The following is a 26227-nucleotide window of genomic DNA, read 5'->3' on the forward strand; positions in this document are numbered from 1 at the left end:
TTTCAAATAGAGCTGGATGGGACTTGGGCCGGAGGTGTTGAAGGGGGTTCTTTTAACTTCACACGTTTAATGGGACCCACAAGGAATAAATAACTTAAGATTGCAATAACGGCATTACTGCCGACAAAGACGAGCGCACCACTGAAAGAGCCTGTCGCATTGACAATATATCCAATGATAATGGGTGTTGTAATGGATGCAATGTTGCCAAAGGTATTAAATAAACCGCCGCTTAACCCGGCACATTCCTTTGGGGAGGTATCTGATACAACGGCCCAGCCAAGTGCACCGAATCCTTTTCCAAAGAAAGCAAGCGACATAATCGCAACAACAATCCATGAAGATTCTGTATAGTTGCAGATGATCATACTGCATGAAAGAAGCATGCCGATAATAATGGGTGTCTTTCGTGCGAAAGTAAGCGATTTCCCGCTTTTTAATAAAAAATCGGATAACAAGCCGCCAAGGATTCCGCCTAAAAAACCGCAGAGAGCTGGCAGGGAAGCAACAAAACCTGCTTCGAGAATGGACATTCCTTTTGCTTGAACCAGATACACAGGAAACCACGTCAAGAAAAAATAAGTGAGGGTGGTAATGCAATATTGAGCAATATAAACCCCAATTAACATCCGATTTGAAAGTAATTGTTTCACGTATGGCCATTTGGATTCTTTGTTTTGCTGGCTCTTTTCATCGTCCATTGAGGTCAAAGCCCCGCCTTTTGATATGTAATCGAGCTCTGCTGCGTTAATTTTCGGGTGTTGTTTTGGATTATAGACGGTTTTTATCCAAAGAAAAGACAGCAAAATACCGAGGATTCCCATAACAACAAAAACAGAATGCCATCCTAAAGAATGTGTAAGCCAGCCCATAATTGGAGAGAAAATGACAAGCGCAAAATACTGAGCTGAATTAAAGAAAGCAGAAGCTGTTCCACGTTCAGAACTAGGAAACCATGCAGCCACTACACGGCTATTGCCTGGAAAGGAAGGAGCTTCCGCCAGCCCTACTAAAAATCGCAGGGTAAAAAGGAGAATAATCGCAGTACCCGCTGTAAAAAAACCTATGGCACCTTGAAACAATGTAAACAAAGACCAAAAGAAAATACTGCAGGCAATCACCATTTTAGAACCGAATTTATCCAATAAATAACCGCCAGGCAATTGGCCAATGACATATGCCCAGCCAAAAGCAGAAAAGACATAACCCATTGATACAGAGCTAAGACCAAGGTCATGTTGAACAGAATCTCCAGCAATAGAAAGGGTAGCACGATCTGCATAATTGACAGAAGTGACAAGAAACAGCATGAAGACGATAAACCAGCGGACAGACGTTTTTTTATCAGTTTGTGAAGCATGGAAGAGGTTATTTATCATCATTTCTTCTCCTTTTCTAAAATAGAGAATTGAGGAGGGCAGATGCCCTCTCAAATGCTTCAATTTTACGATTTAATGAAAACGGTTTGAATGGCTGTAAAGAATTCCTTTGCCGCTTCTCCTTGTTCACGAGAATGAGAGCTTGATTGTTTCATTCCACCAAATGGTGCCTGTAACTCTACACCAGCACTTTCTGCATTAATTCTAATGAGCCCAGCTTGGATATTCTGAATAAAGGACAGCATACGACCGATATTTTGTGTGAAAATAGAAGCGCTTAAGCCAAAAACCACATCATTGGCAATGTGAAATGCTTCATTGATATCTTGCACTTTGATTAAAGCAATGACAGGACCAAATATTTCTTCTTGAGCGATGGTCATGTCTGAGGTGACATGTTCGAAAATAGCAGGCTCAATAAAATAACCATTCTGATAATCACCATCTGTTAATGGTTCCCCGCCAAAAAGGAGGGTGGCACCTTCTTTTTTTCCAGTTTCAATATAGGAAAGGCATTGATCAAGCTGCTGTTTGCTTGCGATCGGACCCATCCATACGTCTTTTTTTAAACTGTCCCCAATAGTGATCTCTTGCGTTTTTTGAACGAGTTTTTCTTTAAAGGCATCATAGATGTCTTCTTGGACAATGACTCGGCTCGTTGCTGTACATTTTTGTCCAGTTGACCGGAAGGCTCCTGTAATGGCTGCTTCTACCGCAAGATCAAGATCCGCATCATTGGCTACGATAACGGGGTTTTTTCCTCCCATTTCAAGCTGATACTTAATCCCGCGATCAAAGGCTTTTTGACCGATGGCTTTACCCGTTGCATTTGATCCAGTAAATGTAATTCCTTGGATATTTGGATGTTCAATCATTCCTTGACCTACGACAGCTCCCGATCCTGTGACCATATTGACTACTCCTTTTGGAAGGTGGGCATCTGCAAAGCAGGCCATGATTTTTGCGCAAGTAACGGCAGTTTCTGTCGCAGGTTTAATGACGACCGTGTTCCCATAAATGAGTGCAGGAGCCATTTTCCAAATAGGGATCGCGATAGGGAAATTCCAAGGAGAGATGATGCCTACAACACCTAATGGAACCCTTTTAGTGAACATGAGTGCCTCTCGGTCAGTAGAAGGAATGACATCGCCTTCTTTGCGCATTCCTTCGCCGGCATAGTAGCGGAGAATGGCTACACCGCGTGCCGCTTCTCCTTTTGCCTCAGGCAGAGTTTTACCCATTTCTTTTACAGCAGTAATGGCAATGTCATCGAGACGTTCTTCCAGCAAATCAGCTGCTTTATAAAGATATTGTCCTCGTTCTGCACCTGATAAATCTCGCCACATCGTCTTTGCTTCATGAGCTGCAGTGATGGCTGCGTTTACATCTTCGAGACTTGAGCGCTGCACATATCCAGCAGCCTCCTCTTTGTCGGCAGGATTTTGAATGGGGATCACTTCTCCTGTGGAAGCCTTTACCCATTCACCATTGATATAATTGAAGTACGTTTTTTGTTTCACTGAAGTGGACATAATATGAGCTCCTTTCTTTCGTTAATTCACAGCCGCTTTTTTCGGGAAGCGTTCCATTGCGTGCTGTAAAATGTTTTCTAGTTCTTGATAGTGTTCTTTTTCTACAGGAACAACAGGCGGTCTTGCTGAATTGCGGACAGAATGTCCCATGATGTTCATGCCGGCTTTAATGAGTGAGACGGCATAGCCCTTTCTCTGTTGGCGAATCCGGTTAATCGGTAGAATAACAGTTGTGTAAATGTCCTTGACCGTTTCTTGATCACCCGTTTTTAGTGCGTGATAAAACATTCTTGAGATGTGCGGGATATAATTAGAAATTGCGGAGGAATAAGAATGAAAACCAATCGGTAAGTAAGCCGGCATTGTGACCTCTGCCATAGGCAATCCATTTATATAGCTGAGCCTGCTGCCTATTGTATAGGAAAGATTCACGTTTAAATCCATATCACCGACCCCATCTTTTACACCAACAAGCTGTTCAAAAGAAGTGAGCCGTTTGATTTGCTGCACAGAAAGAACAGCATTATCTCGTTGATATAAGATGGCATTTAGGTTTGTACTTTCTATAATGGTTTTGGCGTATTCATATAGTCCTTCTTGTTCACCATGAATTAAATAAGGAGGGAGTAATAAGTAACCGTCAACGCCTTTTTCCTCGGAAATTTTCGCCCACTCCAGTGCGGTATTTAAATTTCCGCCAACTCCTGAATAAACAGGAACTTGACCACCGGCAGCTGCAAGTGCCGCATCAATCATTTGCTCGTATTCTTTTTGACTAATAGACTGAAATTCTCCCGACCCACATGCAATAAAAATGGCATCGAGCCCTTCGTCTAGTAAGAATTGAATGTTTTGAAATAGTGCTTCCTCAGAAAGCTGACCATTTGCTTGAAAAGGAGCGATAGGAAAACCTAATATGCCTTCTGGTGCTCTTCTACCTTGAATCATTGCTAAAAACCTCCTGTAATTTGTTAAAAAGAAAGGTAAGCGCTACCAAAAACTCTTTTGTTTAATTGTAAGACAAATAAACAATTTGTCAATATCTTTATTTTCAGAAATTTCAACTGGAAGATTGAACAATAAAAAGAGCAGGCATTTTCTACACCTGCTCTTACAATGTTCTTCGTTTTATTGATGAAGTAATTTAAAGATATGTTTCGCTTGATCTGTATTTTCCATCAGACCTTTTAGCTGCTGGCTTGTTGGGCCATACGCAAAGAATGGAACTTCATCACCGGTATGACCAGAAGTTGTCCAGCCTGTATGTGATCTTGTATTGATCACTTCTTCAATCGCATCATCAATTTTAACAGTATCCTTTGTTTCAGCGGCCTTTTGAATAGAGGCTGTTTCTTCTTTTGTGAAATCAAGATTGATATATTGTTTCAGCGCTGACTCGACAGGCATGCCGCTGACAATTTTGTTTGCGATAAAGTCAGGCGTTTTTTTCGCTGCTTTGACCGGTTTGTAATCCCAGCTGCCTGAACCGTCTGCTCCAAAGGAAAGTCCGCCAGTTGAATGATCTGCGGTCGTGATGACTAACGTGTTTTTATCCTTTTTCGCAAAACGGATCGCTTCTTCAAATGCTTTTTCAAAATCCTTCATTTCGCTCATCGCACTGACAATATCATGATCATGTCCAGCCCAGTCAATTTGACTGCCTTCGACCATAAGGAAAAATCCTTTTTTGTTTTTAGACAGCTGTTTGATGGCTGAGGATGTCATATCTTGCAGGGAAGGCGTCGTTTGATCACGATCAATGGCTTTATCGAGACCTCCATCAGCAAAAATGCCTAACACTTTTTCATTTTTGTTTTTTTGTAAGGCGGCTTTATTGGTGACATAATCATAACCGGCTTGTCTGAATTCCTTCGTCAGATCACGATCCTTTCGGACAAAATCGACAAGTCCTCCGCCAAGCATGACATCGACTGTATGCTGTTTTCCGATTTTCTCATCGAAGAAGTCATCAGCGATGGCTGCAGTGTTTTTCCTAGACACATCGTGAGCGGCATACGCAGCAGGCGTAGCATTTGTTAATTCAGATGTCACGACAAGACCCGTCGATTTTCCCTTTCGTTTGGCTTCTTCTAAAACGGTTTTTAGTTTTTTGCCGTTTTTGTTTACACCAATGGCATTGTTGTATGTCTTTTTACCAGTGGCCATGGCTGTACCAGCTGCTGCTGAATCGGTAATGTTACTTTTAGAGTCGTCAGGGTATGTTTTATGCATGCCAGTGAGGTAAGGGTCAAACGCTGTTTGCTTTGAAAGGTCACCGTTGTGTTTAAATGAGCGGTAAGTTGAAAGATAAGGTGTTCCCATGCCATCTCCAATCAGCACGATCACATTTTGCACGTCATTTTTCGGCTTCTTTTTAGCCTCAGCTTTGTCAGCTTGTCCAAATTCAATCCCTGAAAAAATGCCAATCGATAGCACAGATGCTGCTGCCACTGCAGCAATTTTCGTTTTCGAGCTTTTCAACACACTCATTCATTTTGCCTCCTCATTGTTTATGTATCGCTCTTACGTTTACAATGGTAGAGCAGAAGTGTGGATTCCTCTTTACAGCACCGTAAAGTTCACTTTAAAATTGTAAAGGTCCACTTTACATAGAATGAACCAAAAAGAGAAATGAATGTATCATTTATCCATGACAAGATGCGATTATTTTGTCATGATTGTGTAATAAAAATGAAATAAAAAGAACCCTAAAAAAAAATAAATTTTGCCGAATTAATAAGCATAATGTCGTAGGAAGTCAAGACTATTTCTTCTGGTATTTGATCCTTATAATAGGGAGTAGATAAAAATTCGGATCAGATAGATACATACAGGAGGAACAAATGAAAAAACAATTGATCACAGCTGCAAGTGCAGTTCTACTTGGGACGACATTATTTGCCGGCGCTGCCTCAGCACAATCAGTAAAAGTTCAAAAAGGTGACTCTCTTTCTGTTCTAGCGAAAAGATACAAAACAAGCGTGAGCAAAATTAAATCAGACAATAAGCTGAAATCTAACGTGATTTATGTTGGACAAACCTTAAAAGTGAATGGCACTTCTTCGAAAAAAGCAGTGAAGACATCAAAAACAACAACAAAAGTAAAAACGGCTTCAGCAACTGCCACTCATAAAGTTGTCAAAGGTGATACATTATCTAAGATCGGCAAAAAATACGGGATGACTGTGAAAGAGTTGAAATCGTTAAATAAACTTAAAACAGACCTCATTAAAATCGGGCAAAAGCTAAAGGTGAAAAAGACGTCTAAAGTAAAGGCGAAACCTGTGAAAGAAAAAACAGTCTCTACTTCTTCCTTAAACACGTCTAAGCTCATAGCAGATGCTAAAGCGCAAAACGGTACTCCATATAGATGGGGTGGAACGACACCGAAGGGCTTTGATTGCAGCGGATTTATGTGGTATATCATTAACAAACAAAAAAAGATTTCAAGACAAACAACTGAAGGTTTCTGGGGATCGATGAAAAGTGTATCCAAACCAAAGGCTGGAGATTTTGTCTTCTTTACAACGTATAAATCGGGTCCATCTCACATGGGTGTCTACCTTGGGAACAATAAGTTTATCCATGCTGCTTCTGACGGTGTAACGATCAGTGATATGACATCAAGCTATTGGAAGCCTATTTATCTTGGAGCGAAAACATTTGTAAACTAATTCATTTTAAGAGACTGCTATGAAGCAGTCTCTTTTTTCATATATCATTTGTGCCGCAGAACTGGTCTTTTTCTCATAGATCACTATCGGTCTAAAGGCTTTAAAATAACATAATTGTGACCCTGCTTTTAAAAAAAGGGTCTTATTTTTGTTGAATAATAAGTATATGAAAAAAATATAATCTTCCATGTTGTATCATAAATAGAGGGAGACAAACTATCAATTGAATAAGGATTGAAGAAAATCTAACCGTTTTATTGACAATATTTCCGTTGATATATAAGAATTTTCACTCTATTTTTTAAAAAAGTGTTTTCATTTTTTAATTTTCATATATAATAATTTTACGCCACCAATTTATTGCGCTAAATTTAATCTAAATATTCAGAAAATATTGTGAATTATATGAATGTGGCGTCTTTAGACTGATACTAAGTTTTGGGAGTGATGGTATGAGCAATTCGTTGTTTAGAAAAAAGAGCATTTCAGAGCTCATTGCGGCAACACAAGGGGAAAAAGCATTAAAAAAGGAATTGGGTTCATTTGATTTAACCATGCTGGGCATTGGAGCCATAATCGGGACAGGGATATTTGTTCTAACAGGTACAGGAGCCGTCACTGCGGGGCCAGGACTTGTGCTATCATTTGTCATCGCAGGTCTTGCTTGTTTGTTTGCAGCACTGTCATATGCGGAATTTGCTTCCACAGTGCCTGTATCAGGGTCTGTGTATACATTTACGTACGCATCAATGGGGGAATTTCTAGCATTCATCATTGGCTGGGATTTAATATTAGAATATATGCTGGCTGCTAGTGCCGTTTCAGCGGGCTGGTCAGGCTATTTTGTGTCTTTTTTAAATGGGATAGGGATTCATATACCAGTTGAGTTAACAGCAGCACCAGGTGGTTTAAAGGGGCACGTGACATATTTTAATCTTCCAGCATTTATTATTTTAATGGTCATCACCTTCCTGCTGTACTTTGGTATTAAAGAATCAAAACGAGTAAATAACATCATGGTTATTATGAAAATTGCTGTGATTCTGCTCTTTATTTTAGTCGCTGTGAAATATGTAAAACCTGAAAACTGGACACCATTCGTTCCATTTGGGACATCAGGGGTCTTAAGTGCAGCAGCCCTAGTATTCTTTGCATTTATCGGGTTTGATGCAGTTGCTTCTGCGGCAGAGGAGACAAAAAATCCATCACGCAACCTGCCTAGAGGAATTATTACTTCTTTATTGATTTGTACGCTGCTTTATGTCGTTGTCAGTGCGATTATGACGGGCATCGTTCCTTTTATGAATTTTGAAGGAGTATCACATCCAGTGTCTCTCGTTTTACAAGTAGCCGGACAAAACTGGGTGGCTGGTATTGTGGATGTCGGAGCGATTCTAGGGATGACAACCGTGATGCTTGTCATGCTGTACGGCCAGACACGCGTGATGTTTGCTATGTCTCGTGATGGCTTGGTGCCAAAGGTATTATCAAAAGTTCATCCAAAGCATAAAACTCCTTACATCAATACATTGTTCTTCGGTACATTGTCAGCATTAATGGGTGGATTTATTCCACTTGATGAGCTGGCAAGTTTAGTGAACATCGGGACACTTTCAGCATTCATTTTGATTTCAGTGGCGGTCATTGTGATGAGAAAAACGCAGCCGGACTTACCAAGAGCTTTCAGATGCCCAGCAGTTCCGCTTATTCCGATCTTAGCTATTCTATCTTGCGGATTGCTCATTTATAAGCTTGGTGCAATCACCTTTGTACGTTTCTTAATCTGGCTTGCCATTGGGCTGGTTGTGTATTTCTTATATTCAAGAAAGCATTCAGAATTGAATAAAAAATGAATGAAAAAAGCCCGTGCTGCTTGGCATTAGTCAAGTAACACGGGCTTTTGCTTTTGAGTGCTGATTAAAAACCTAATTGAAGATCGACATCGATTGATACGATGGCATAGACACAAACAATGACAAAGATATTCAGTACGACACCGAGGAAACCTGGACCCGTACGGCCTTTTTTAATGAACAGTTCAATAATGCCAAATGGAACTGCGGCCATTGCAAAAGGAAGCATTTGAAAAGAATAAAATGTCACGTTGCTGATAATGGCGAGGTTTAGCATGAGCAGGGATAATATCGCTGTGCCGACAGAAATCCAGCCAAATACATTATGCTCTTTAAAAATTCTTACCAATTCCATAATTCCACCTCGCTCACTTTTGCCGTTTTAATGCGTTTTGTCTTTACAAATTTCTCAATCTCTTTTGAAGGCCCAGTGACCACAGAGCCATAAACCGTGACGCCATTTTGATCGATATAGCGTATACGATTAGACAAGTCAAGATCAGGTCTGCCAGAGATCGTTGTTGCCCATGTCGGGTGCTGATTAACATAAGCAAGGGCATCTTTGAATTGATCTACCTCAGTTTTTGATGTGTGCTGAAGCTCTTTTAAAAATTCAGAGTCCTTCCCAGGAAAGCCGATTGGCCGCTGATTTCCACTTAATGAATCCTCTGTTTTAATCGCATTCCACAGCACTTTCATATCGTATTTTTTAGCAAAGGAATAAACATCCTTTGGTGTGTAAGCTCTGTCATAGGATACATACACTTCACTTACTGTTCCTTCAGGAAGCTTGTCTAACGTAGTGAGTGTTTGTTTTTTTGAGGCATCTGCCTGCGCCGAAGGATGGGTAAAGAAATCCTCCGTTTCGCGTGCGCTGTCACCATAATAAGAGATGGTAGGCTGCTTTAATTTATCGAAAAACATCTCGATTTGTTCACTGCCAATAGCTTCTGTTTTATTGCCAATTTGCTTTTGCAGCTTCAATTCGGTGTTCATCCCAAAAAGTTTGACCTGACCTTTTAAATCCTTCATATCAATGGCCACGTTTGGTTTGGTTAAAGCGACGGTGACAGCTGCTGTTTCCATGAAATGATTGCCTTTGCTCTCGGCGCCGCCAACGCCGTAGTATAAATAACTTCCTAATGTACAAAGCGGTAAAATAATGAGTGTCGATATGACAGCAAGTACGGAAATACGTAAATATGACTTTCTTTTTCCGTATTGTAAAATGGCTTTTTGCTTCTCAGGACTGATGGAAAAATCTGTCCAATCTGAGTCGTTCAGTTCCTGGCTTAAGCGTTTTTCGTTTTCTTCAAGTTCTTCTTCAAACGCTATCATTTCTTCCTCATTCATCTCACCATTATTATATTGTTCCCATCGCTTGTTAAACTCTTCATTCATCATTAACACCTCTGTTGTAAAGTGCTTTTAGGCGCTGCCTTGCACGAAATAAAACACTTTTAAAATTTGCTTCAGTAATATTCATGACCTTGGATGCTTCCTTGTAATTTAGCTCTTTTAAATAATACAATGTCAACGCTTCCTTGTAGTTATCTGGAAGCTGCTCCAAATACATGGTGAGAACTTCCTTTATTTCAACCTGTTCAGCAGGGCTTTGTACAGACGTTTGTAAAAGACCGCCAATGAGGTCATCCGATATGGTCACTTCTTTTTTATGTTTCCTGACATAATCAATAAAAGCATTTCGTGCCACCTGAAATAACCAAGGTTTCACTTTGCTATGGTCGTAGGAATGAATATGTATATACGCACGCATAAAGGTTTCCTGCAATAAGTCTTCTGCCAAATGTTTGTCTTTTGTCATGGAGAGCAGAAACCTGTAAACATCGTTCATATACATTTGATAAATTTCATCGATCGTCACTGATTTTTCTCCCCTCTATGTTATACACGCATAAGAAAGGCATAAAGTTGCACGAAACTTCTCATTACCGTACATTACTCATTTCTTTCGCCGAATCAAAATCATTTCTCCTTATCATAGCGAAATTTGCATCATTTATAAAGTATTTTCAATAGAACAAATCAGGAAAAAACATCGAAAAACGACAAAATTGGACACAATTCCTATTCTATTCTCCCCTAAAACCTTGTGCTTGAATACAGTCAGAACGTTCATTTTAAACGAAAAAAATAGGGAGGATTGGACTGCGTACAAATTTTTAGTACCAGGTAATAAAAAATTTGTTATAATAGAGACAAATCCTTCATTCTTCAAACAAAGGAAGTGCACTATGTATAAATTTTCAGGCTATACCGTCAAATTATTATTTGGTCTCCGAGGTGGAATCAAAGTATATCAAAAAGAGAATCTGCCAACTGATCGGGGTTTTGTCATTGCTTGTACACATGAGGGTTTTGTGGATGTTCTTGCATTAGGCGCAGGAATTCTTCCGTTTGAGATCCACTACATGGCGAAAAAAGAATTGTTTGCAAATAAATGGATCGGTGGATTTTTAAAAAAGATTCATGCCTTTCCAGTTGATCGAGAGAATCCTGGGCCAAGCAGTATTAAAACGCCCATTAAATTATTAAAAGAGGGAAAGATCGTTGGGATTTTTCCAAGCGGCACACGTACTACAGAGGATGTTCCTTTAAAAAGAGGAGCGGTTACCATTGCGCAGCTCGGTAAAGCGCCAATTGTTCCAGCCGCATACAAAGGACCTTCAAATGCGAAAAGCCTTTTCAAAAAAGGGAAAATGCGCTTAATCATCGGTGAACCGATTGAGCTGTCTGAATTTGACCATCTGCCGCCAAAAGAAAGATTAGGTGCCATGACAGAAGTATTAAACACAAGAATCAAAGAGCTAGAAGCTCAATTAATGGAAAAGGCATAAGAAAAACGACCGCTTGCTTAGGCAAGGGTCGTTTTTTTCTTAAGAAGCGCCTTCTTCAGCTGCTTCTAATAATTGTTCATTTAACTTTTTTACTTCGATGTATGCCACATGGTGTCCATCGACTTCATTAATAATAAATTCATAGCCTTGTTCACGAATGGCGTCATTTTTCTCTACTTCATATTTCTGAGTAAGGAACCAGCCGCCGATTGTGTCGACCTCTTCATTATCAAGCTGTATACCTAATAGCAGGTTGACTTGATCAACAAGAACCTTGCCATCAAAGATGTAATGGTCTTCTCCAAGTTTACGCACTTCGTTGATTTCATCAATGTCGAACTCATCACGAATTTCACCAACGATTTCTTCAAGGATGTCTTCAACAGTGACAAGACCTGCTGTACCGCCATATTCATCTGATAAAATGGCCATGTGTACACGTTCACGCTGCATTTTGAGCAGTAAATCATGAACAGGAACCGTTTCAATCACGTGAATAATTGGATTTACAAACTTTTCGATCGTATCGCTTGTAGAGCACTCACCGCTAATGCAGGCAGTGAGAACCTCTTTAATGTTAAGAACACCGATAATGTTGTCTTTGTCGCCATCTTCAATTGGATAACGTGTATATTTCTCTACCTTTGTTACCTTCAGCATTTCCTCAATGGTAATATCATATGGGAAGCTGACAACTTCGGTACGAGGAATCATAATTTCTTTCGCCAGACGGTCATCAAATTCGAAAATTTTATTTACATATTTGAATTCAGACTGGTTAATCTCGCCGCTCTTATAGCTCTCTGATAAAATAATCCGCAATTCTTCCTCAGAGTGCGCCATGTCATGCTCAGATACTTGCTGAAGACCGAACGCTTTCGTTAACAAACGAGCAGATCCATTTAATACCCAAATGAACGGGAACATCACTTTGTAAAAGATCATCAGTGGTCTAGCAAAAAGAAGGGATACTTGCTCAGCCTTTTGAATGGCGAGTGTTTTCGGTGCAAGTTCTCCAACGACAACGTGTAAAAACGTCATGATACTAAACGCAATAATAAAAGTGACAATAGAACTAGCTGATTGAGGAATGGACAGCTCTGCAAAGAGCGGCGCAAGCATATGCGCAATTGTTTCTTCCCCTAACCAACCAATACCAAGGGCGGTAATGGTAATACCAAGCTGACAGGCTGATAGGTACTCATCAAGATGAGTCGTTACATGCTTGACAGCAACTGCTGTTTTATTACCTTCTGCGATTAACTGATCAATTCTTGAGCTTCTTAAGCGAATGATCGCAAACTCTGATGCAACGAAAAACGCGGTTAAAGCTATAAGTAAAGCGACTATGAGTAAATTAACTATGTCCAATTAAGGCCTTCGTTCTGACTTTGAGAACGAAGGTAACACCTCCTGTTTAGTAAAAATTTTAACTTAACAGCAGTAAAAATGATTGGACAGCCGTCATTTTTTCAGGAGTAAGCTGCTCTTTTAGTTTTTCACGTTGTTCTGGCTGAAGCTGCTTACAACGTGCCAAAATGCGGTCCATATGCTCATTCATCCGATCGATATCAGAGGTTAAATGGACAAGTTCATCATGATCTTCCTTTTGAGAAGGGAATTGTTCATCTAATCTGGATTTGATGTCAGAAAGAGCCAATCTCTGCTGTTTGCAAAGAACGATTAATTGTAATCGTTTTAAAGCATATTCATCGTAATAACGATAATTTGAGCAAGATCTAACAGGCGCAAGCAAACCTAGATTTGTATAATAATCTACAGTTCGTTTCGTCACCTGTGCAATCTGTGCTAGTTCACCAATACGATACTTTTTCTCAGCCCCATCTGAACATCTCCTCCTAACCGTCACGTTATAGTTTATGAAAATAGTTTAATATAATTCTAGTCTGAAACACAAGTTAATTGTTCATATTTCCTGCCAATAAGAAGAAACAGAGGAGGATTTCCCTCAATTTAGTCAGTCATGTCAAAAACAGCATGATGATACAGGAATTTTCAGATTATTTATGGTAAGATAAAATGAATACCGTTTCATATATATGTAGAGAGGCGGAATTTTACGTGAACCGGAGGTGGTTAAGTGGGGCCCTCAATGTAGTCTTATTTAATCAGTTAACCGTTTTGCAAAACATAACATCATCAATCAGGAGGTGACTCCTTGTTCTTCTAAGAAAGAGCAAGGTTAAATGGACGATATTGTTAATCTGAGTATAGTCGGTGTTTTGATTGCTTTAACAGCTTTCTTTGTTGCATCTGAATTTGCCATAGTAAAGGTGAGAAGTTCAAGAATTAATCAGCTTGTTGCCGAAGGGTCCAAAAAGGCCATCATGGCGAAAAAGGTGACATCAAGGCTAGATGAATATTTGTCAGCCTGTCAGCTCGGTATTACAGTGACATCCCTTGGTTTAGGGTGGATTGGTAAGCCGGCTGTGAAAGAACTTTTGGTTCGAGGTTTTGGTTTGACAAACATTCCTGATTCAGCAATCAGCCTGATCTCAGCAACACTTGCGTTCTCTATTATTACCTTTTTGCATGTAGTTGTAGGTGAGCTAGCACCAAAAACGCTTGCCATTCAAAAGGCGGAAAAAATGACGCTATGGCTGTCAGGCCCGCTGCATGCATTTTATATCCTTATGTTCCCTTTCATTTATGTGTTAAACGGATCAGCCCGTTTGCTAACTAAAATGATGGGCATCGATATGGGGTCTGAAAAAGAACATTCCCATTCTGAAGAGGAATTGAAGATTTTATTATCTGAGAGCTTAAAAAATGGGGAAATCAACCCATCAGAATATAATTATATGAACAAGATTTTCGATTTCGATAATCGAATTGCCAGAGAGATCATGATACCGCGGAGAGAAATTTGTGCGATTCCAGAAGATATGCCGTTAGATGATATCCTCGCCATCATGACGCAGGAAAAGTATACACGTTTCCCTGTTTTTTCAGGAGATAAAGACCATGTCATCGGCATGCTGAACAAAAAGCAGCTCTTTGCAGATCTTGTGTATCAAGGAGAAAAAGATCAACTGAAAATTCAAGATTATATATATCCAGTGATTGAGGTCATCGACACGATTCCTATTCAAGAGCTTCTCGTTAAGATGCAGCGTGATAGAATGCATATGGCGATCTTAACTGACGAATATGGCGGAACGTCTGGACTTGTCACAACGGAAGATATTTTAGAAGAGATTGTCGGAGATATTCGAGATGAATTCGATGAAGATGAGCAGCCAGTTATTCAAAAAAGAGCCGATCATCATTATGTTTTAGATGGCAAAGTGAGATTAGATGAAGTTCAAGATTTGATCGAGATCTCTTATCATGATGAGGAAATTGATACAATCGGCGGACTCATCTTAAAAGAGAATATTGATATCAGAGAAGGACAATCCGTCTATCTTGATGATATTCGAATGAAAGTGCTGGAAATGGATGGACGCTACGTTAAAAAGATCGATTTGAAAAAAGGCGTCACATCGCCAGAAAAAGGCAGCGCACGCACTGGGCTTAATATAAAGGAGCCGCTTTTAGTAAACGAAATGACCTTGAGCGAAAAATAAGCTCAAGGTTTTTTTTAGGTATTTAGTCTCTTTTGAACGAATATATGTTCGGTATATAATAAGAACAAACGTTCGATAGAGGGGGATGGACATGCTTTGGTATGAAACAGCAAGTATCACGGAGAAAAAAACCTCAATGAAACGAATTGAGTTTCATTTAAAGAATTTCAAAAATTATCAAGCAGCGATCTTAAATATCGAAAGGCAGCTTGAAAAAAGAAGCCCGCATCATCTCGACCACATGACTCGGAAAAAGTTAGAAGAACAAAAAAGTCAGTATGAACTCATCGTTGCTTGTATTGAAACGGCATTAAAAGAGTTGGACGAAATAGAGCAGCAGCTCATCGATTACAAATATTTTCGAGATTGGCGGATGGCAAAGTGTGCAATGGAAATTGGCTATAGTGAAAAAACACTCTTTTTGATGAAGCGCCAGCTCATGGATCAGCTGCTCATCAGCTTAGCCGCCATTACCAATATTTAAAAAAGATGCTGTCCTATTTGATAAAACGCAGCAAAGAGACATAAAGACCCGATGATTGTGACCAGCAAGTAGACAGCAAGAAGTCCAATTTGCCGCTCATGCAGCATGGACGCAGCTTCTACACTAAATGTAGAGAATGTTGTAAAACCACCGAAAAACCCAGTACCAATGATCATAAGCAGCGGATCATTGTCAGACACTGCACCTGTCAGTAAACCTAAACCGGCAGCGCCGAGTAAGTTGATGAGAATAATACTATACGGAAAACGAGTATGAAACTTGGTTTTCTGAATCGATTGACTGAGGAAAAAACGAAGGGCACTGCCCATCCCGCCGGCAACAGCTGTATAAAATACAATCATTTATCTGCTTCCTTTCGGCTGCTCATTTTGTTGAAAGAGGCGCTGAGCGGTGATCAGTCCCCATAAGGCAGCGCCCACTCCAGCAATCACTGAGAGTAGAATGTACATGATACTTGATGTGAACAGTCCATCCTGTAATAAGAGAACCGTTTCTTTAGAAAAAGTGGACATTGTCGTAAAACCACCGCAAAATCCTGTTCCGATCAAAGCAGCAAGATATTTTTTTCCTTTCCGAAACATAAAATATCCTGTTGAAAAGCCAAGAAACAGACTGCCTGTCATGTTTTCAATCAGTGTTGCATAGGGGAATGTCTGGCTGACAACGGATTGGCTAAGTTCATATCTGCAAAGGGTACCAACCAATCCACCGATAAATACGGCGAGATATGCTTTCATTTAATCATTTCTCCTTTAGAAAAAATGGCGGGTGATCCGTCACCACTCCATCAATGAGGTATGTTTTCATCCTGTCGGCTGTTTTTTGATCTTTCACTGTCCATATAAAGACATCCATTCCAAATGAGTGGATGCGGTCAATCCACCATCTGTTGATCATCGTTTTCTTCATATTAAGGCAATTCGCAAAGGAGCTGTACTCCGCTAATTTCCTTTTCGTCAGTTTAAAGGCAGAGGGTTTTATAATAAAAGCTGTTCGAAGAGAAGGGGCGTAAGCTTTGACTCTTTGAAGTGCATTGGCATCAAAAGATTGAACCATGATATGACGGGAATAGGCAAACCGGTTGATGATGTCGACAACTGCCTTTTCAATCCCAATCTGCCGTTTTGGATGCTTGATCTCAATCAGTATCCCGACACGATGAGTGTACCTTTCAAGAATTTCCTGTAAGGTGGGAATTCGTTCGTTGGCGTACTGTGAATCAAACCAGCTTCCTGCATCCAGTTTCTTCAGCCGATCAAGTGTATAACTTTTCACTAAGCCGCTTCCGTTAGTTGTTCGATTAACGGTATCATCATGGATGACGGCTACGTGCTGATCCATTGTCAGCTGGACGTCTAACTCAATATAATCCGCACCTTGCTGAACAGCTAAATCAAATGCGGCGATTGTATTTTCTGGGGCAGCGCTTGAAGACCCTCTATGCGCGATAATATACACATGCTCCAGCTCCTGACATAAGTTCTGGTCTTATCATATCAAATTTTTGCTGTTTTTCCTTCTTTACTATATGGAACGATGGAGAGCTGTATGTAATGGAACATGGCGTGTGGTGAGAAAGCATCGTGTATAAAAGGTGAAAAGTTGCAGGAATATCCCAAGCTCTTATTGAGTAAATCTGAACTACATCATTTTTTCTTCGATCATTTTTGTCCAAATCGTCAGCGTTCGTCAAAATATTAGTGCTTTCGTCATGTTGACTGAAAATTCTGATGTTTTATAATGATGAAAAGGAGGCGAGATGATTGGGTAAAGGGAGAATTAGAGTGGAAGAACGTATTAAGGCTGAAACGGATGCTGAAATGTTTAAAGCGACTCTCCTTGATCAGGCTCAGAAGAAAAAGTAGTTTGCTGCCCGTCGATATGTCTCTAGCCAAAATTTCATATTTGAACTTCATGCCTCGGGATCAGTCCCGAGGCTTTTTATGTAGAGGTCAGACATTTAAGAGAGGACATGAACGAAGGTTATATTATAAACTAGAGAGGATTGTTTTAAAGGAGAGAGACAGACATGTTTACACAAAAATGGATGGATACATATTTTACAGTAGATATTGCGATCCAAATTGGTATTAGCCTTTGTATTTTATTGCTTTTTTTATTGCTTCGGAAAGTATTTACGAAGTATTTATTTCAGCTTCTGTTTAGGCTGACGAATCGGTCTAAAACGGAGGTCATTAACCAAATTGTTGTGGCATTTGAAAAACCAGCCAGGCTGTTTTTCGTGGCACTTGGTTTATATTTTGCGTTAAGACAGGCACCATACTTTGAGCATCATATGGATATCATCATTAAATTGTATAGATCTTCTATTATATTAATGCTGACGTGGGGGCTTTGTAATTTAACCGCTGCATCTTCTTTCTTGTTTCAAAAGGTCAATTCGAAATTTGAATTAGATATGGATGATATTTTAGCACCATTTTTATCAAAGGTACTTCGTTTCATTATTATTGCACTGAGTATTAGCGTCATTGCACAAGAATTTAATTATGACGTAAATGGACTTGTGGCAGGGCTTGGTCTAGGTGGTCTAGCATTTGCGCTCGCTGCTCAGGATACAGTGGCTAACTTTTTTGGAGGGATAGTCATCATTACGGAGAAGCCTTTTACGATGGGCGACTTTGTGGAGACACCAAGTGTACTTGGGACTGTGGAGGACATTACATTTCGAAGCACAAGGTTTCGAACACCTGCTGAAGCCGTCGTGACCGTTCCGAATTCTACGCTTTCTAAGGAGCCAATCACAAACTGGACAAGAATGAATAAACGTCAGATTACGTTCTCTGTTCGCGTTTCCTACAATACACCAAAGGAAAATATTGATCAGTGTATTAAGCGTCTCAAACAGATGCTTCACGAGCATGATGGGGTGCATAAAGAGACGATTATGGTAAATCTCGATGTACTGGCAGACAGCTATTTGAACTTGTTTTTCAACTTTTACACTAATACGACAGCTTGGTCTGAAAACCTTGATATTAAGCAGGATATTAACTATCGCATCATAGATATTTTCCACGAGGAAGGCGTAGAATTTGCTTTCCCTGGTCAGGCCATTTATATGAAACAAAAAGGTGAGAAGCAGCTGGGTGAATAAAGGAGGAATGGTGCGTGGATCAAACAAAAGTGGAAGCACTAAGAGAGAAATTATCACAGGCTTCACATATCACAGTACTCTCAGGTGCAGGTATGAGTACAGAATCGGGTATTCCTGATTTTAGATCAACGGGTGGTCTGTGGACAGAAGATACTTCCCGCATGGAGGCGATGAGCCGGTCCTACTTTTTATCAAACCCTCATCAATTCTGGCCGAAATTTAAGGATTTGTTTCAAATGAAAATGAGTGGAGAATACGAACCAAATAGCGGGCATACCTTTTTAGCCAGCCTTGAGCAACAAGGGAAGCATGTGGATATTTTTACCCAAAATATTGACGGTCTTCATAAAAAGGCGGGAAGCCAGCATGTATATGAACTCCATGGCTCCATTCAAACGGCTACTTGTCCATCGTGCCACGCGGTATATGATCTGCCTTATTTATTAAAAGAAGAGGTGCCGGTCTGTCAAAAGGTTTCCTCAGACGGCAGTACGTGTGGACGTGTGCTAAAAACAGATGTTGTCCTATTTGGCGATATGGTCAAACATTTAGACCAAGTGGAGACATCACTTCAGAAAACGGACATGCTCCTCGTCATGGGGACTTCCCTGGAGGTAGCGCCAGCAAGATATATTCCAGAAGATGCAGCTCATGATCCTTCCATCTTCATGGTGATGATGAATTTGAGTGAAACAGAATTCGATCCGCTTTTTGATCTTGTCTTTCATGAGCGAATTGGCGATCTCGTGAAAGCTTTATAAATCATTAAAAAACCCGCATCCTAAAGGTGCGGGTTTTACTTTATTGCTGCAGCGGCTTCATTGTTTCATCAAGGACTTCAAATGTATAGCCCTTTGCCTTTAGCTGCGTGATTAAGCTGCTTAAGTATTTTGCCGTCGCCGGCTGATCATGCATTAAGATGATTTTTGGTTCTTTTGGATATTTTGTCTCCAGCACTTGCAGCTGATTTAATACCTCTGGTACATATTTTGAGCTTTTATATTTCCAGTCAAGACTGTCAATGGTCCAGTCCCAGTAGACAAAGCCTTTTTGTTTTAAACGTGCTTTTTGCTGATCGGTTAAATTTGGGGTGCTGCCATAAGGTGTTCTTACAAGATGGGTATACTCACCTGTGACAGAAGCCAAAATGCGCTGATCTTCCTTCATCTCGTTAACAGGAGAATCACTTTTTTGATAAAAGCGTTTCACATCATGGGTAATACCATGAAGCCCTAATTGATGACCTTCTTGATGGAGTCTTTTCACTGCTGCCGGGTGTTCTTTAATCTGCGGTCCGAGCATAAAGAATGTGGCTTTCACTTGATGCGCTTTTAGCACATCTAACAGCTGATTTGAAGTCGCTGATGGACCATCATCAAAGGTTAAAAAGATCGTTTGATCCGTTATATGTTTATTTGAATGGATCTTAAAATGTGCATCTAATGTTTTCCGAGAAGCATCTTTTGCTTTCATACTAGTACTTGTGTCCCTAAATTGACTGCTCGCAGACAATTTCGCCGGCTGATCTGCTGCCTGCATATTGGTTTTGGACATATCCCAAATAAAAAAGAGGATTAGTGTCAGGATGACAAAACCAATCGCCTTTGAGAGCAGCATTGTGTTTGAAGGTGTCTGTTTTTTTTTAACCCGTTGCATTACAATCGCTCCAATAAATCAAAAATTTGTGTCGAATCATGTAGGGGATTCTGTCTTATTTCGCTGTTTTTTGTCGTGTTTATATGGAGTAAGTATACAGGAAAAAAGAGCCTATGAATATAGAAGATGCTAAAAAATTGGAATCTTTTTGGTTATCAAACTATATTTGTTACAATAGAAGGTTATCCATTTCATACGATGTGAAATAATTCTGAATAATCATTGAAACGAACCCATTTATCCGCTAAGATAGCATCAGATTCAACCATTATTGCAAAGCGAAGGGGAGATTCCATATGAAAATATTGTACAATGGAGATTTCATTGAAAAAAAGGATGCACATGTTGATATTGAGGACAGAGGCTATCAATTTGGTGACGGAGTCTATGAGGTCATCCGTGTATACAATGGTACTTTGTTTACGTTAAAGGAACATACAGAGCGTCTGTTCAAGAGTGCAAAGGAAATTGGCATTCATCTGCAAGGTACAGTATCAGATATGGAAGAAAAGTTACAACAGCTCGTCGCTCACAATCAATTAACAGATGGCGGTGTGTATATTCAAGTCACGCGGGGTGTCGCCCCTCGTAAACATCAATATAGTGATTCTCTTACTCCTCAAATCACAGCATATACGTTCCAGGTGAAAAAGCCTGTTCAAGAGCAGAAAGCTGGGGCAAAGGCCATTTTATCTGAGGATCTTCGCTGGTTAAGGTGTGATATCAAAAGCTTAAATCTTTTATATAACATCATGGAAAAGCAGAAAGCATCTGAAGCTGGTGCGTTTGAAGCAATCCTTGTGAGAAACGGTTTTGTGACCGAGGGAACCTCCTCGAATGTATATGCCGTGATTGATGGCGTGATTCGTACTCATCCTGCAAACAATCTCATTTTAAACGGCATTACTCGTAGAAAGCTGCTGGAGGTATGTGAGGAAGAAGGATGTACGGTTGAAGAAACTCGTATAAGCAAAGAAGAACTGCTGCGCGCTCAGGAAATCTTCATCAGCTCGACGACAGCTGAAGTTATTCCGATTGTTGAAATAGATGGCGAGCCCGTAGGGGAAGGCGTTCCAGGAGAGCTGACAAAGCGCGTACAGGAAGGCTTCCAGCAAAAAATTAAACATGAAAGTGAAGCATCCATCTCTTCATAAATAAAAAAGGCTGTAAACCAATGTTTACAGCCTTTTATGATGCATTTATTTCACAATAAGCACAGGTATATCTGATTTTGCTGATAACTTTTCACTCACACTGCCAAACAGCATTTTTTTCAATCTGCTTTGGTCACGTGCTCCCATGACGATGAGGTCTGCTGATATTTCCTCCGCATATTCGATAATCGCTTCTGCTGGTTCTCCTTCTACAATTTCAATGGCAGCCTCAAACTGCTCCTCATTTAATAGCATTCGTGCTTCCGCAACGACCTCTTCTGTATGGTCTTCAAAAATCAAGGGACTTTGCTGTTCATCGTGAGGTACATATACAGGGGGAGTTTGAAGATCTGCCGTACCGCCGCCGATATAAGCTCCGCCAGTCATTGGGCGCGGTGCATCAAACACCTGTCTGTCTGTTTTGCCATCATGTGCATAGGTAACGGTCAGCTTGGCATGTAAGGTTTTAGCTAAAGCGATTGCCTTTTTTAATGCTTTCTTACTGTCTTCATGTCCATCAAACGCTACGACCATCCGATCAGCTTGAAACAATGTCCTCATTCCTTTCAAAAGGAGTCTTTACACTCATGGTATACCCGTTAATAGAAAAAGATACACATGAAGGAGATTGATTTTTGTTAGAAAATTTCATTTATTGAAAAATATTTATTGACAAAATGGTGACAGCCGCTATAAGATAAAAAAAGATTCAAGAGCCAAAAGGAGGAAATGTCATGTGCAACATTGGAAGAATGAAACCAAACTGCATGAATGGGTTGATTCACGTGACAATTACACCTTCATTGGTCATTGAAAAGGAACTCGTCTGTTCCAATTGATCGGATGAATCAAGGCGTATGTTGCGTATTTGTCAACATGCGCCTTTTTACATGACGAAAAGAGGCGTACCAGCCAGCTGGTGGCCTCTTTTTTGTTGAATTCATTTCGCATTTCGAAATAAAGGGATGAAAAACAACAAGTAAATGAAGAGGAGTGAAAGCATGTGAACATGCCAAAATCAAGAAAAATGACAAAAGCTCAAAAAACGAAACAAGGTGACTTGCAGGAAAATTTAGAAAGCGGCTAGCTTGAAAAGGAGAGACAAACATGTTTTCAGTATTTGCGAAATTAGGCTGGTTCTTTAAACAAGAGTGGAGGCGTTATACGATTGCTATTACGCTCCTGCTCATTGTGAATGTGCTTGAAATGCTGCCGCCAAGATACCTAGGCCAGGCAGTTGATGACATTCGTTCTGGTCAATTTACAACATCCAGTATTGTGTTTTATGTGACCATTTTTTGCTTACTAGGTGTCGTCGTCTATACACTTACATATTTTTGGATGTATCAGTTATTTGGCGGCGCAAATGTCATGGAGCGTGTGATGCGCGGGAAACTGATGCGCCACTTGCTTAAGATGACGCCTACCTTTTATGAAAAGAAAAAAACAGGCAACTTAATGGCACTAGGTACAAACGACTTGAATGCTGTGGCCTTAACGACAGGTTTTGGCGTTCTGACCTTGGTTGATTCCACTGCTTATATGCTGATGATCTTCTTTACGATGGGGCTGACGATTAGCTGGAAATTAACCTTAATGGCGATTATCCCTATGCCGCTGATGGCGCTCTTGATTGCGTTTTATGGAAGCAAAATCCATGAGCGCTTTACAGTCGCTCAAGATGCATTTGGTGATATGAACGATCGCGTTCTTGAATCAGTGGCAGGTGTCCGGGTCATTCGCTCTTTTGTGCAGGAGAAACAAGATGTCGAACGCTTTCGCGAAATGACAGATGATGTATTTCAAAAAAACATGCGAGTGGCGATCATTGATTCTTTGTTTGAGCCGACAGTGAAATTACTTGTGGGGATCAGCTACTTAATCGGAATCGGCTACGGAGCATACCTCGTGTTCCAAAGTGATTTAACCATTGGGGAGCTTGTTGCATTTAACGTCTATCTTGGCATGATGATCTGGCCAATGTTTGCGATCGGCGAATTGATTAATATTATGCAAAGAGGAAATGCGTCGTTAGACCGGTTAAATCATACACTCGGCTACAAGCCGGACGTAACAGATGCTGCTCAGCCGAAAACGTTACAAGAGCCTGGAGATATTGAGTTTGATCATGTGACATTCAGGTATCCAACTTCATCTAAAGATAATCTCATTGATGTGTCCTTTACCGTTCGAAAAGGACAGACGATTGGGATTACAGGCAAAACAGGAAGCGGTAAAACGACCATTGTCAAACAGCTTCTGCGCCAGTACCCGGCAGGTGATGGGCAAATCTTGCTATCAGGTGTTCCAATCCAAAACATTGAATTAGATCAGTTATTTCAATGGATCGGATATGTACCGCAGGATCATATACTTTTCTCAAAAAGCGTGGAACAGAATATGCGCTTTGGTCATCGTGACGCGAAACAAGATGAGTTAGCACAAGCAATCAAAGATGCTTATTTTGAAAAGGATTTACGCCTTTTGCCAGAGGGTCTAGAAACCATGGTTGGGGAAAAAGGTGTGGCGCTGTCAGGCGGACAAAAACAGCGAATATCCATTGCACGTGCTTTATTAATTGATCCAGACATTTTAATTCTGGATGACTCATTATCTGCGGTAGATGCAAAAACAGAAACCGCTATTTTAGAAAATCTAAGACAAAACCGTCATGGCAAAACGACGTTTATTACAACTCATCGCCTATCAGCTGTTGAACATGCGGATCTCATTCTTGTCATGGAAGAAGGACGCATTGTCCAAAAGGGCACCCACAACGAGCTCATCCAGCAGGATGGGTGGTACAAGGAACAATTTTTGCGTCAGCAGCTAACAAATCAGCTGGAAGGAGGGGATGAGGCATGACAACAGGAAGAAGACTCCTTGCCTACGCACTCCTATATAAGAAAGTATTGTCTGTTGCCTTAATCTTTCTAATGATTGCAGTTGGTGCTGAGCTGACAGGACCGTTTATTGGGAAGAAAATGATTGATGATCATATTTTAGGTGTAGAAAAACCGTATGTCGAGGTCAATGAAAAGACAGACAAAACCGTTTATTACCAGGGAAATAACTATATACGAAGCGATCGATTAAATAATGGAATGGATTCTGGAAAGCAAATCAATGTAGTGCAAGTCGGGTTCGGTTACTATTTTGTGAATGAGCCGATTCGTTTTGATGGAAACAGAAAAATATCGGGAGATCAGCTCACCATTGATAATGGAAACGAGCGTGAGACCTATGAGGTACAGCGTTTATCAAAAGAGGAGATTTTCGCTTTTTATCAGCCAGAAATCAGTGGTTTGGTGCAGCTTGTTCTATTTTATCTAGGACTGCTCATCGTTGCGATTTTCTTTCAGTATGGGCAGCATTATTTGCTCCAGAGGATTGCAAATCGAATTATTCAAAAAATGAGGGTAGACGTATTTGAGCACATCCAAACACTGCCGATCCGATATTTTGATAATTTACCGGCTGGAAAGGTTGTCGCGAGAATCACAAATGACACGGAAACCATTCGTGATTTATATGTAACAGTCCTTGCTAATTTCGTGACGAGTGCCATTTACATGATTGGGATTTACATTGCCATGTTTTTGTTAAATGTAAAGCTGGCACTCATTTGTTTGGTCGCAGTACCGATTATTTTCCTATGGTCGATGACTTACAGAAAGTTTGCATCAGTGTACAATCACCGCATTCGTTCGATCATCAGTGAAATTAATGCCAAGCTAAATGAAGCCATTCAAGGGATGACAATCATTCAAGCGTTTCGTCATGAAAAAGCGACGCAAGAGGAATTTGATGAGCTGAACAACAATCACTTTCGATATCAGCGAAAGATGCTGCATTTAAATTCACTTCTTTCACATAATTTGGTTAACCTGCTGCGAAATTTAGCATATGTGGCACTCATTTGGTATTTTGGCGGTGCTTCGTTAAGTGCGACAGGCATTGTGTCCATTGGTGTGCTCTATGCGTTTGTCGATTATTTAAATCGATTGTTTCAGCCGATTACAGGCATTGTGAATCAATTCTCTAGGTTAGAATTAGCAAGGGTTTCATCGGAGAGGGTTTTCCGATTACTAGATGAACCAGGAACAGAAGTGGAAGAGCCTGTTCAGAAGAAGCTGGAGGGACACGTTCAGTTCAAAGATGTCACCTTTGCTTATAATGAAGGGAAAAATGTCTTAAAGAACATTACGTTTGAAGCAAAGAAAGGTCAAACGGTTGCACTTGTGGGGCATACTGGTTCTGGGAAAAGCTCGATCATGAACTTGCTGCTGCGTTTTTATGACATTCAGCAAGGAGACATTCTCATAGATGGCGAAAGCATTTATGATCAGTCGCGCCAAACGCTGCGTAAACAAATGGGCATTGTGCTGCAAGACCCGTATTTATTTTCTGGAACAATTGCTTCCAATGTAAGCTTAGGAAATGAAGACATCAAAAGAGAAACCATTGAATCTTCATTAAAGCAAGTAGGTGCAGCAGAGTTATTGAAGCACCTGCCAGAAGGTTTTGATGAACCAGTCGTTGAAAAGGGAAGCACCCTTTCCTCAGGGGAACGTCAGTTGATTTCATTTGCGCGCGCATTGGCGTACGATCCAGCGATTTTAATTTTAGATGAAGCCACAGCCAACATTGATACAGAAACAGAAGCGATCATTCAGCGGGCACTTGATGTAGTCAAAGAAGGAAGGACGACTTTTGTGATTGCTCACCGATTATCCACTATTAAGAAAGCCGATATGATCTTGGTGTTAGAAAAAGGTGAAATCGTCGAGCGTGGCAGTCATGAACAACTCATGCAGCAAGAAGGGCTGTATGCACAAATGTATGAACTGCAAAAAGGTGCTGTTGCCAACAGCTGATGAATAGTAGAAAAAAGAGCCTCTTCCAATT

Annotated in this window: 25 protein-coding genes; 11 read left to right on the top strand and 14 right to left on the bottom strand. The window is 40.4% G+C overall.

The window, feature by feature from the left end; genetic code table 11:
* Window positions 1-2: 2 nt before the first annotated feature.
* The 4 genes from AAYR28_RS04600 to AAYR28_RS04615 all read right to left on the bottom strand — a co-directional run bounded on the left by AAYR28_RS04600 (window position 3) and on the right by AAYR28_RS04615 (window position 5401).
* On the bottom strand, window positions 3-1379 hold the full coding sequence (locus tag AAYR28_RS04600; protein WP_046310382.1) for an MFS transporter: 1377 nt from the start codon (window positions 1377-1379) through the stop codon (window positions 3-5).
* 65 nt (window positions 1380-1444) lie between these two features.
* Window positions 1445-2911 (bottom strand): alpha-ketoglutaric semialdehyde dehydrogenase GucD, encoded by a 1467-nt coding sequence (gene gucD, locus AAYR28_RS04605; protein WP_034282252.1) that lies wholly within the window; start codon window positions 2909-2911, stop codon window positions 1445-1447.
* Window positions 2912-2932: 21 nt separating this feature from the next.
* Entirely contained in the window at window positions 2933-3859 is a 927-nt protein-coding gene (gene kdgD / locus AAYR28_RS04610; protein WP_101677413.1) for a 5-dehydro-4-deoxyglucarate dehydratase, read from the bottom strand.
* A 180-nt stretch (window positions 3860-4039) separates the two neighbouring features.
* Window positions 4040-5401 (bottom strand): alkaline phosphatase, encoded by a 1362-nt coding sequence (locus AAYR28_RS04615; protein ID WP_098676769.1) that lies wholly within the window; start codon window positions 5399-5401, stop codon window positions 4040-4042.
* Between the two features lie 353 nt (window positions 5402-5754).
* On the opposite strand from AAYR28_RS04615, the gene AAYR28_RS04620 reads away from it, so the two are divergent.
* Together AAYR28_RS04620 and AAYR28_RS04625 are read left to right on the top strand one after the other, a co-directional pair.
* The gene (locus AAYR28_RS04620; RefSeq protein ID WP_041116968.1) at window positions 5755-6585 is read left to right on the top strand and encodes a C40 family peptidase; all 831 of its coding nucleotides are present in this window, start codon (window positions 5755-5757) and stop codon (window positions 6583-6585) included.
* 452 nt (window positions 6586-7037) lie between these two features.
* Complete coding sequence (locus AAYR28_RS04625) at window positions 7038-8438, top strand: amino acid permease (protein ID WP_034282247.1); 1401 nt, start codon at window positions 7038-7040, stop codon at window positions 8436-8438.
* Between the two features lie 64 nt (window positions 8439-8502).
* Here AAYR28_RS04625 and AAYR28_RS04630 read toward each other — a convergent pair whose 3' ends face one another.
* From AAYR28_RS04630 to AAYR28_RS04640, 3 genes are read right to left on the bottom strand one after another with little or no spacing between them, the layout of a single operon-like run.
* Entirely contained in the window at window positions 8503-8793 is a 291-nt protein-coding gene (locus tag AAYR28_RS04630) for a hypothetical protein (protein ID WP_024425288.1), read from the bottom strand.
* The gene (locus AAYR28_RS04635) at window positions 8781-9839 is read right to left on the bottom strand and encodes an anti-sigma factor (protein WP_070325651.1); all 1059 of its coding nucleotides are present in this window, start codon (window positions 9837-9839) and stop codon (window positions 8781-8783) included. The genes AAYR28_RS04630 and AAYR28_RS04635 overlap by 13 nt, the downstream gene beginning before the upstream one ends.
* Window positions 9832-10323: a sigma-70 family RNA polymerase sigma factor gene (locus AAYR28_RS04640; protein WP_024425287.1), complete on the bottom strand. Its 492-nt coding sequence runs from the start codon at window positions 10321-10323 to the stop codon at window positions 9832-9834. The genes AAYR28_RS04635 and AAYR28_RS04640 overlap by 8 nt, the downstream gene beginning before the upstream one ends.
* A 370-nt stretch (window positions 10324-10693) precedes the next feature.
* Between AAYR28_RS04640 and AAYR28_RS04645 the strand changes: the two genes are divergently transcribed.
* A complete protein-coding gene (locus AAYR28_RS04645) occupies window positions 10694-11296 on the top strand; it encodes a lysophospholipid acyltransferase family protein (protein ID WP_024425286.1) in 603 nt (200 codons plus the stop codon).
* A 39-nt stretch (window positions 11297-11335) separates the two neighbouring features.
* Here AAYR28_RS04645 and AAYR28_RS04650 read toward each other — a convergent pair whose 3' ends face one another.
* Both AAYR28_RS04650 and AAYR28_RS04655 read right to left on the bottom strand, forming a co-directional pair.
* Window positions 11336-12667, bottom strand: a complete 1332-nt coding sequence (locus AAYR28_RS04650) for a hemolysin family protein (protein ID WP_034282244.1) — start codon at window positions 12665-12667, stop codon at window positions 11336-11338.
* Window positions 12668-12725: 58 nt separating this feature from the next.
* Window positions 12726-13166, bottom strand: coding sequence for a MerR family transcriptional regulator (locus AAYR28_RS04655; RefSeq protein ID WP_034667702.1), 441 nt, complete (start codon window positions 13164-13166; stop codon window positions 12726-12728).
* Between the two features lie 337 nt (window positions 13167-13503).
* On the opposite strand from AAYR28_RS04655, the gene AAYR28_RS04660 reads away from it, so the two are divergent.
* Window positions 13504-14886, top strand: coding sequence for a hemolysin family protein (locus tag AAYR28_RS04660; protein ID WP_342496048.1), 1383 nt, complete (start codon window positions 13504-13506; stop codon window positions 14884-14886).
* 91 nt (window positions 14887-14977) lie between these two features.
* Window positions 14978-15370 (top strand): hypothetical protein, encoded by a 393-nt coding sequence (locus AAYR28_RS04665; RefSeq protein WP_034282242.1) that lies wholly within the window; start codon window positions 14978-14980, stop codon window positions 15368-15370.
* Here the strand turns inward: AAYR28_RS04665 and crcB are convergent.
* Genes crcB through AAYR28_RS04680 form a run of 3 tightly spaced genes read right to left on the bottom strand, consistent with a single transcriptional unit; the run spans window position 15367 to window position 16849 of the window.
* A complete protein-coding gene (gene crcB, locus AAYR28_RS04670; RefSeq protein WP_034282241.1) occupies window positions 15367-15732 on the bottom strand; it encodes a fluoride efflux transporter CrcB in 366 nt (121 codons plus the stop codon). The genes AAYR28_RS04665 and crcB overlap by 4 nt on opposite strands.
* On the bottom strand, window positions 15733-16128 hold the full coding sequence (locus tag AAYR28_RS04675; protein ID WP_342496049.1) for a CrcB family protein: 396 nt from the start codon (window positions 16126-16128) through the stop codon (window positions 15733-15735).
* Window positions 16129-16132: 4 nt separating this feature from the next.
* The gene (locus tag AAYR28_RS04680; protein WP_034282238.1) at window positions 16133-16849 is read right to left on the bottom strand and encodes a glycerophosphodiester phosphodiesterase; all 717 of its coding nucleotides are present in this window, start codon (window positions 16847-16849) and stop codon (window positions 16133-16135) included.
* A gap of 305 nt (window positions 16850-17154) precedes the next feature.
* Here AAYR28_RS04680 and AAYR28_RS04685 point away from each other — a divergent pair, with 305 nt between their 5' ends.
* The 3 genes from AAYR28_RS04685 (at window position 17155) to AAYR28_RS04695 (ending at window position 19270) form a co-directional block, all read left to right on the top strand.
* The gene (locus tag AAYR28_RS04685) at window positions 17155-17256 is read left to right on the top strand and encodes a YhdX family protein (RefSeq protein WP_017360338.1); all 102 of its coding nucleotides are present in this window, start codon (window positions 17155-17157) and stop codon (window positions 17254-17256) included.
* Between the two features lie 164 nt (window positions 17257-17420).
* Window positions 17421-18509 (top strand): mechanosensitive ion channel family protein, encoded by a 1089-nt coding sequence (locus AAYR28_RS04690; protein ID WP_041116978.1) that lies wholly within the window; start codon window positions 17421-17423, stop codon window positions 18507-18509.
* 29 nt (window positions 18510-18538) lie between these two features.
* The gene (locus AAYR28_RS04695) at window positions 18539-19270 is read left to right on the top strand and encodes an NAD-dependent protein deacylase (RefSeq protein ID WP_373924852.1); all 732 of its coding nucleotides are present in this window, start codon (window positions 18539-18541) and stop codon (window positions 19268-19270) included.
* Window positions 19271-19310: 40 nt separating this feature from the next.
* Here AAYR28_RS04695 and AAYR28_RS04700 read toward each other — a convergent pair whose 3' ends face one another.
* Window positions 19311-20165 carry a polysaccharide deacetylase family protein gene (locus tag AAYR28_RS04700; protein WP_046310400.1) on the bottom strand — a complete coding sequence of 285 codons (855 nt, stop codon included), beginning with the start codon at window positions 20163-20165 and terminating at the stop codon, window positions 19311-19313.
* A gap of 296 nt (window positions 20166-20461) precedes the next feature.
* Between AAYR28_RS04700 and dat the strand changes: the two genes are divergently transcribed.
* A complete protein-coding gene (gene dat, locus AAYR28_RS04705; protein WP_340892186.1) occupies window positions 20462-21319 on the top strand; it encodes a D-amino-acid transaminase in 858 nt (285 codons plus the stop codon).
* 45 nt (window positions 21320-21364) lie between these two features.
* Here the strand turns inward: dat and AAYR28_RS04710 are convergent, their stop codons facing one another.
* The gene (locus AAYR28_RS04710; protein ID WP_034282233.1) at window positions 21365-21871 is read right to left on the bottom strand and encodes a universal stress protein; all 507 of its coding nucleotides are present in this window, start codon (window positions 21869-21871) and stop codon (window positions 21365-21367) included.
* Window positions 21872-22426: 555 nt separating this feature from the next.
* Between AAYR28_RS04710 and AAYR28_RS04715 the strand changes: the two genes are divergently transcribed.
* Complete coding sequence (locus AAYR28_RS04715) at window positions 22427-24184, top strand: ABC transporter ATP-binding protein (protein WP_065214180.1); 1758 nt, start codon at window positions 22427-22429, stop codon at window positions 24182-24184.
* Entirely contained in the window at window positions 24181-26196 is a 2016-nt protein-coding gene (locus AAYR28_RS04720; protein WP_111927066.1) for an ABC transporter ATP-binding protein, read from the top strand. Before AAYR28_RS04715 ends, AAYR28_RS04720 begins: the two co-directional genes overlap by 4 nt.
* Window positions 26197-26227 lie beyond the last annotated feature (31 nt).

Source organism: Bacillus safensis (assembly GCF_039619585.1).
Classification (GTDB): domain Bacteria; phylum Bacillota; class Bacilli; order Bacillales; family Bacillaceae; genus Bacillus; species Bacillus safensis.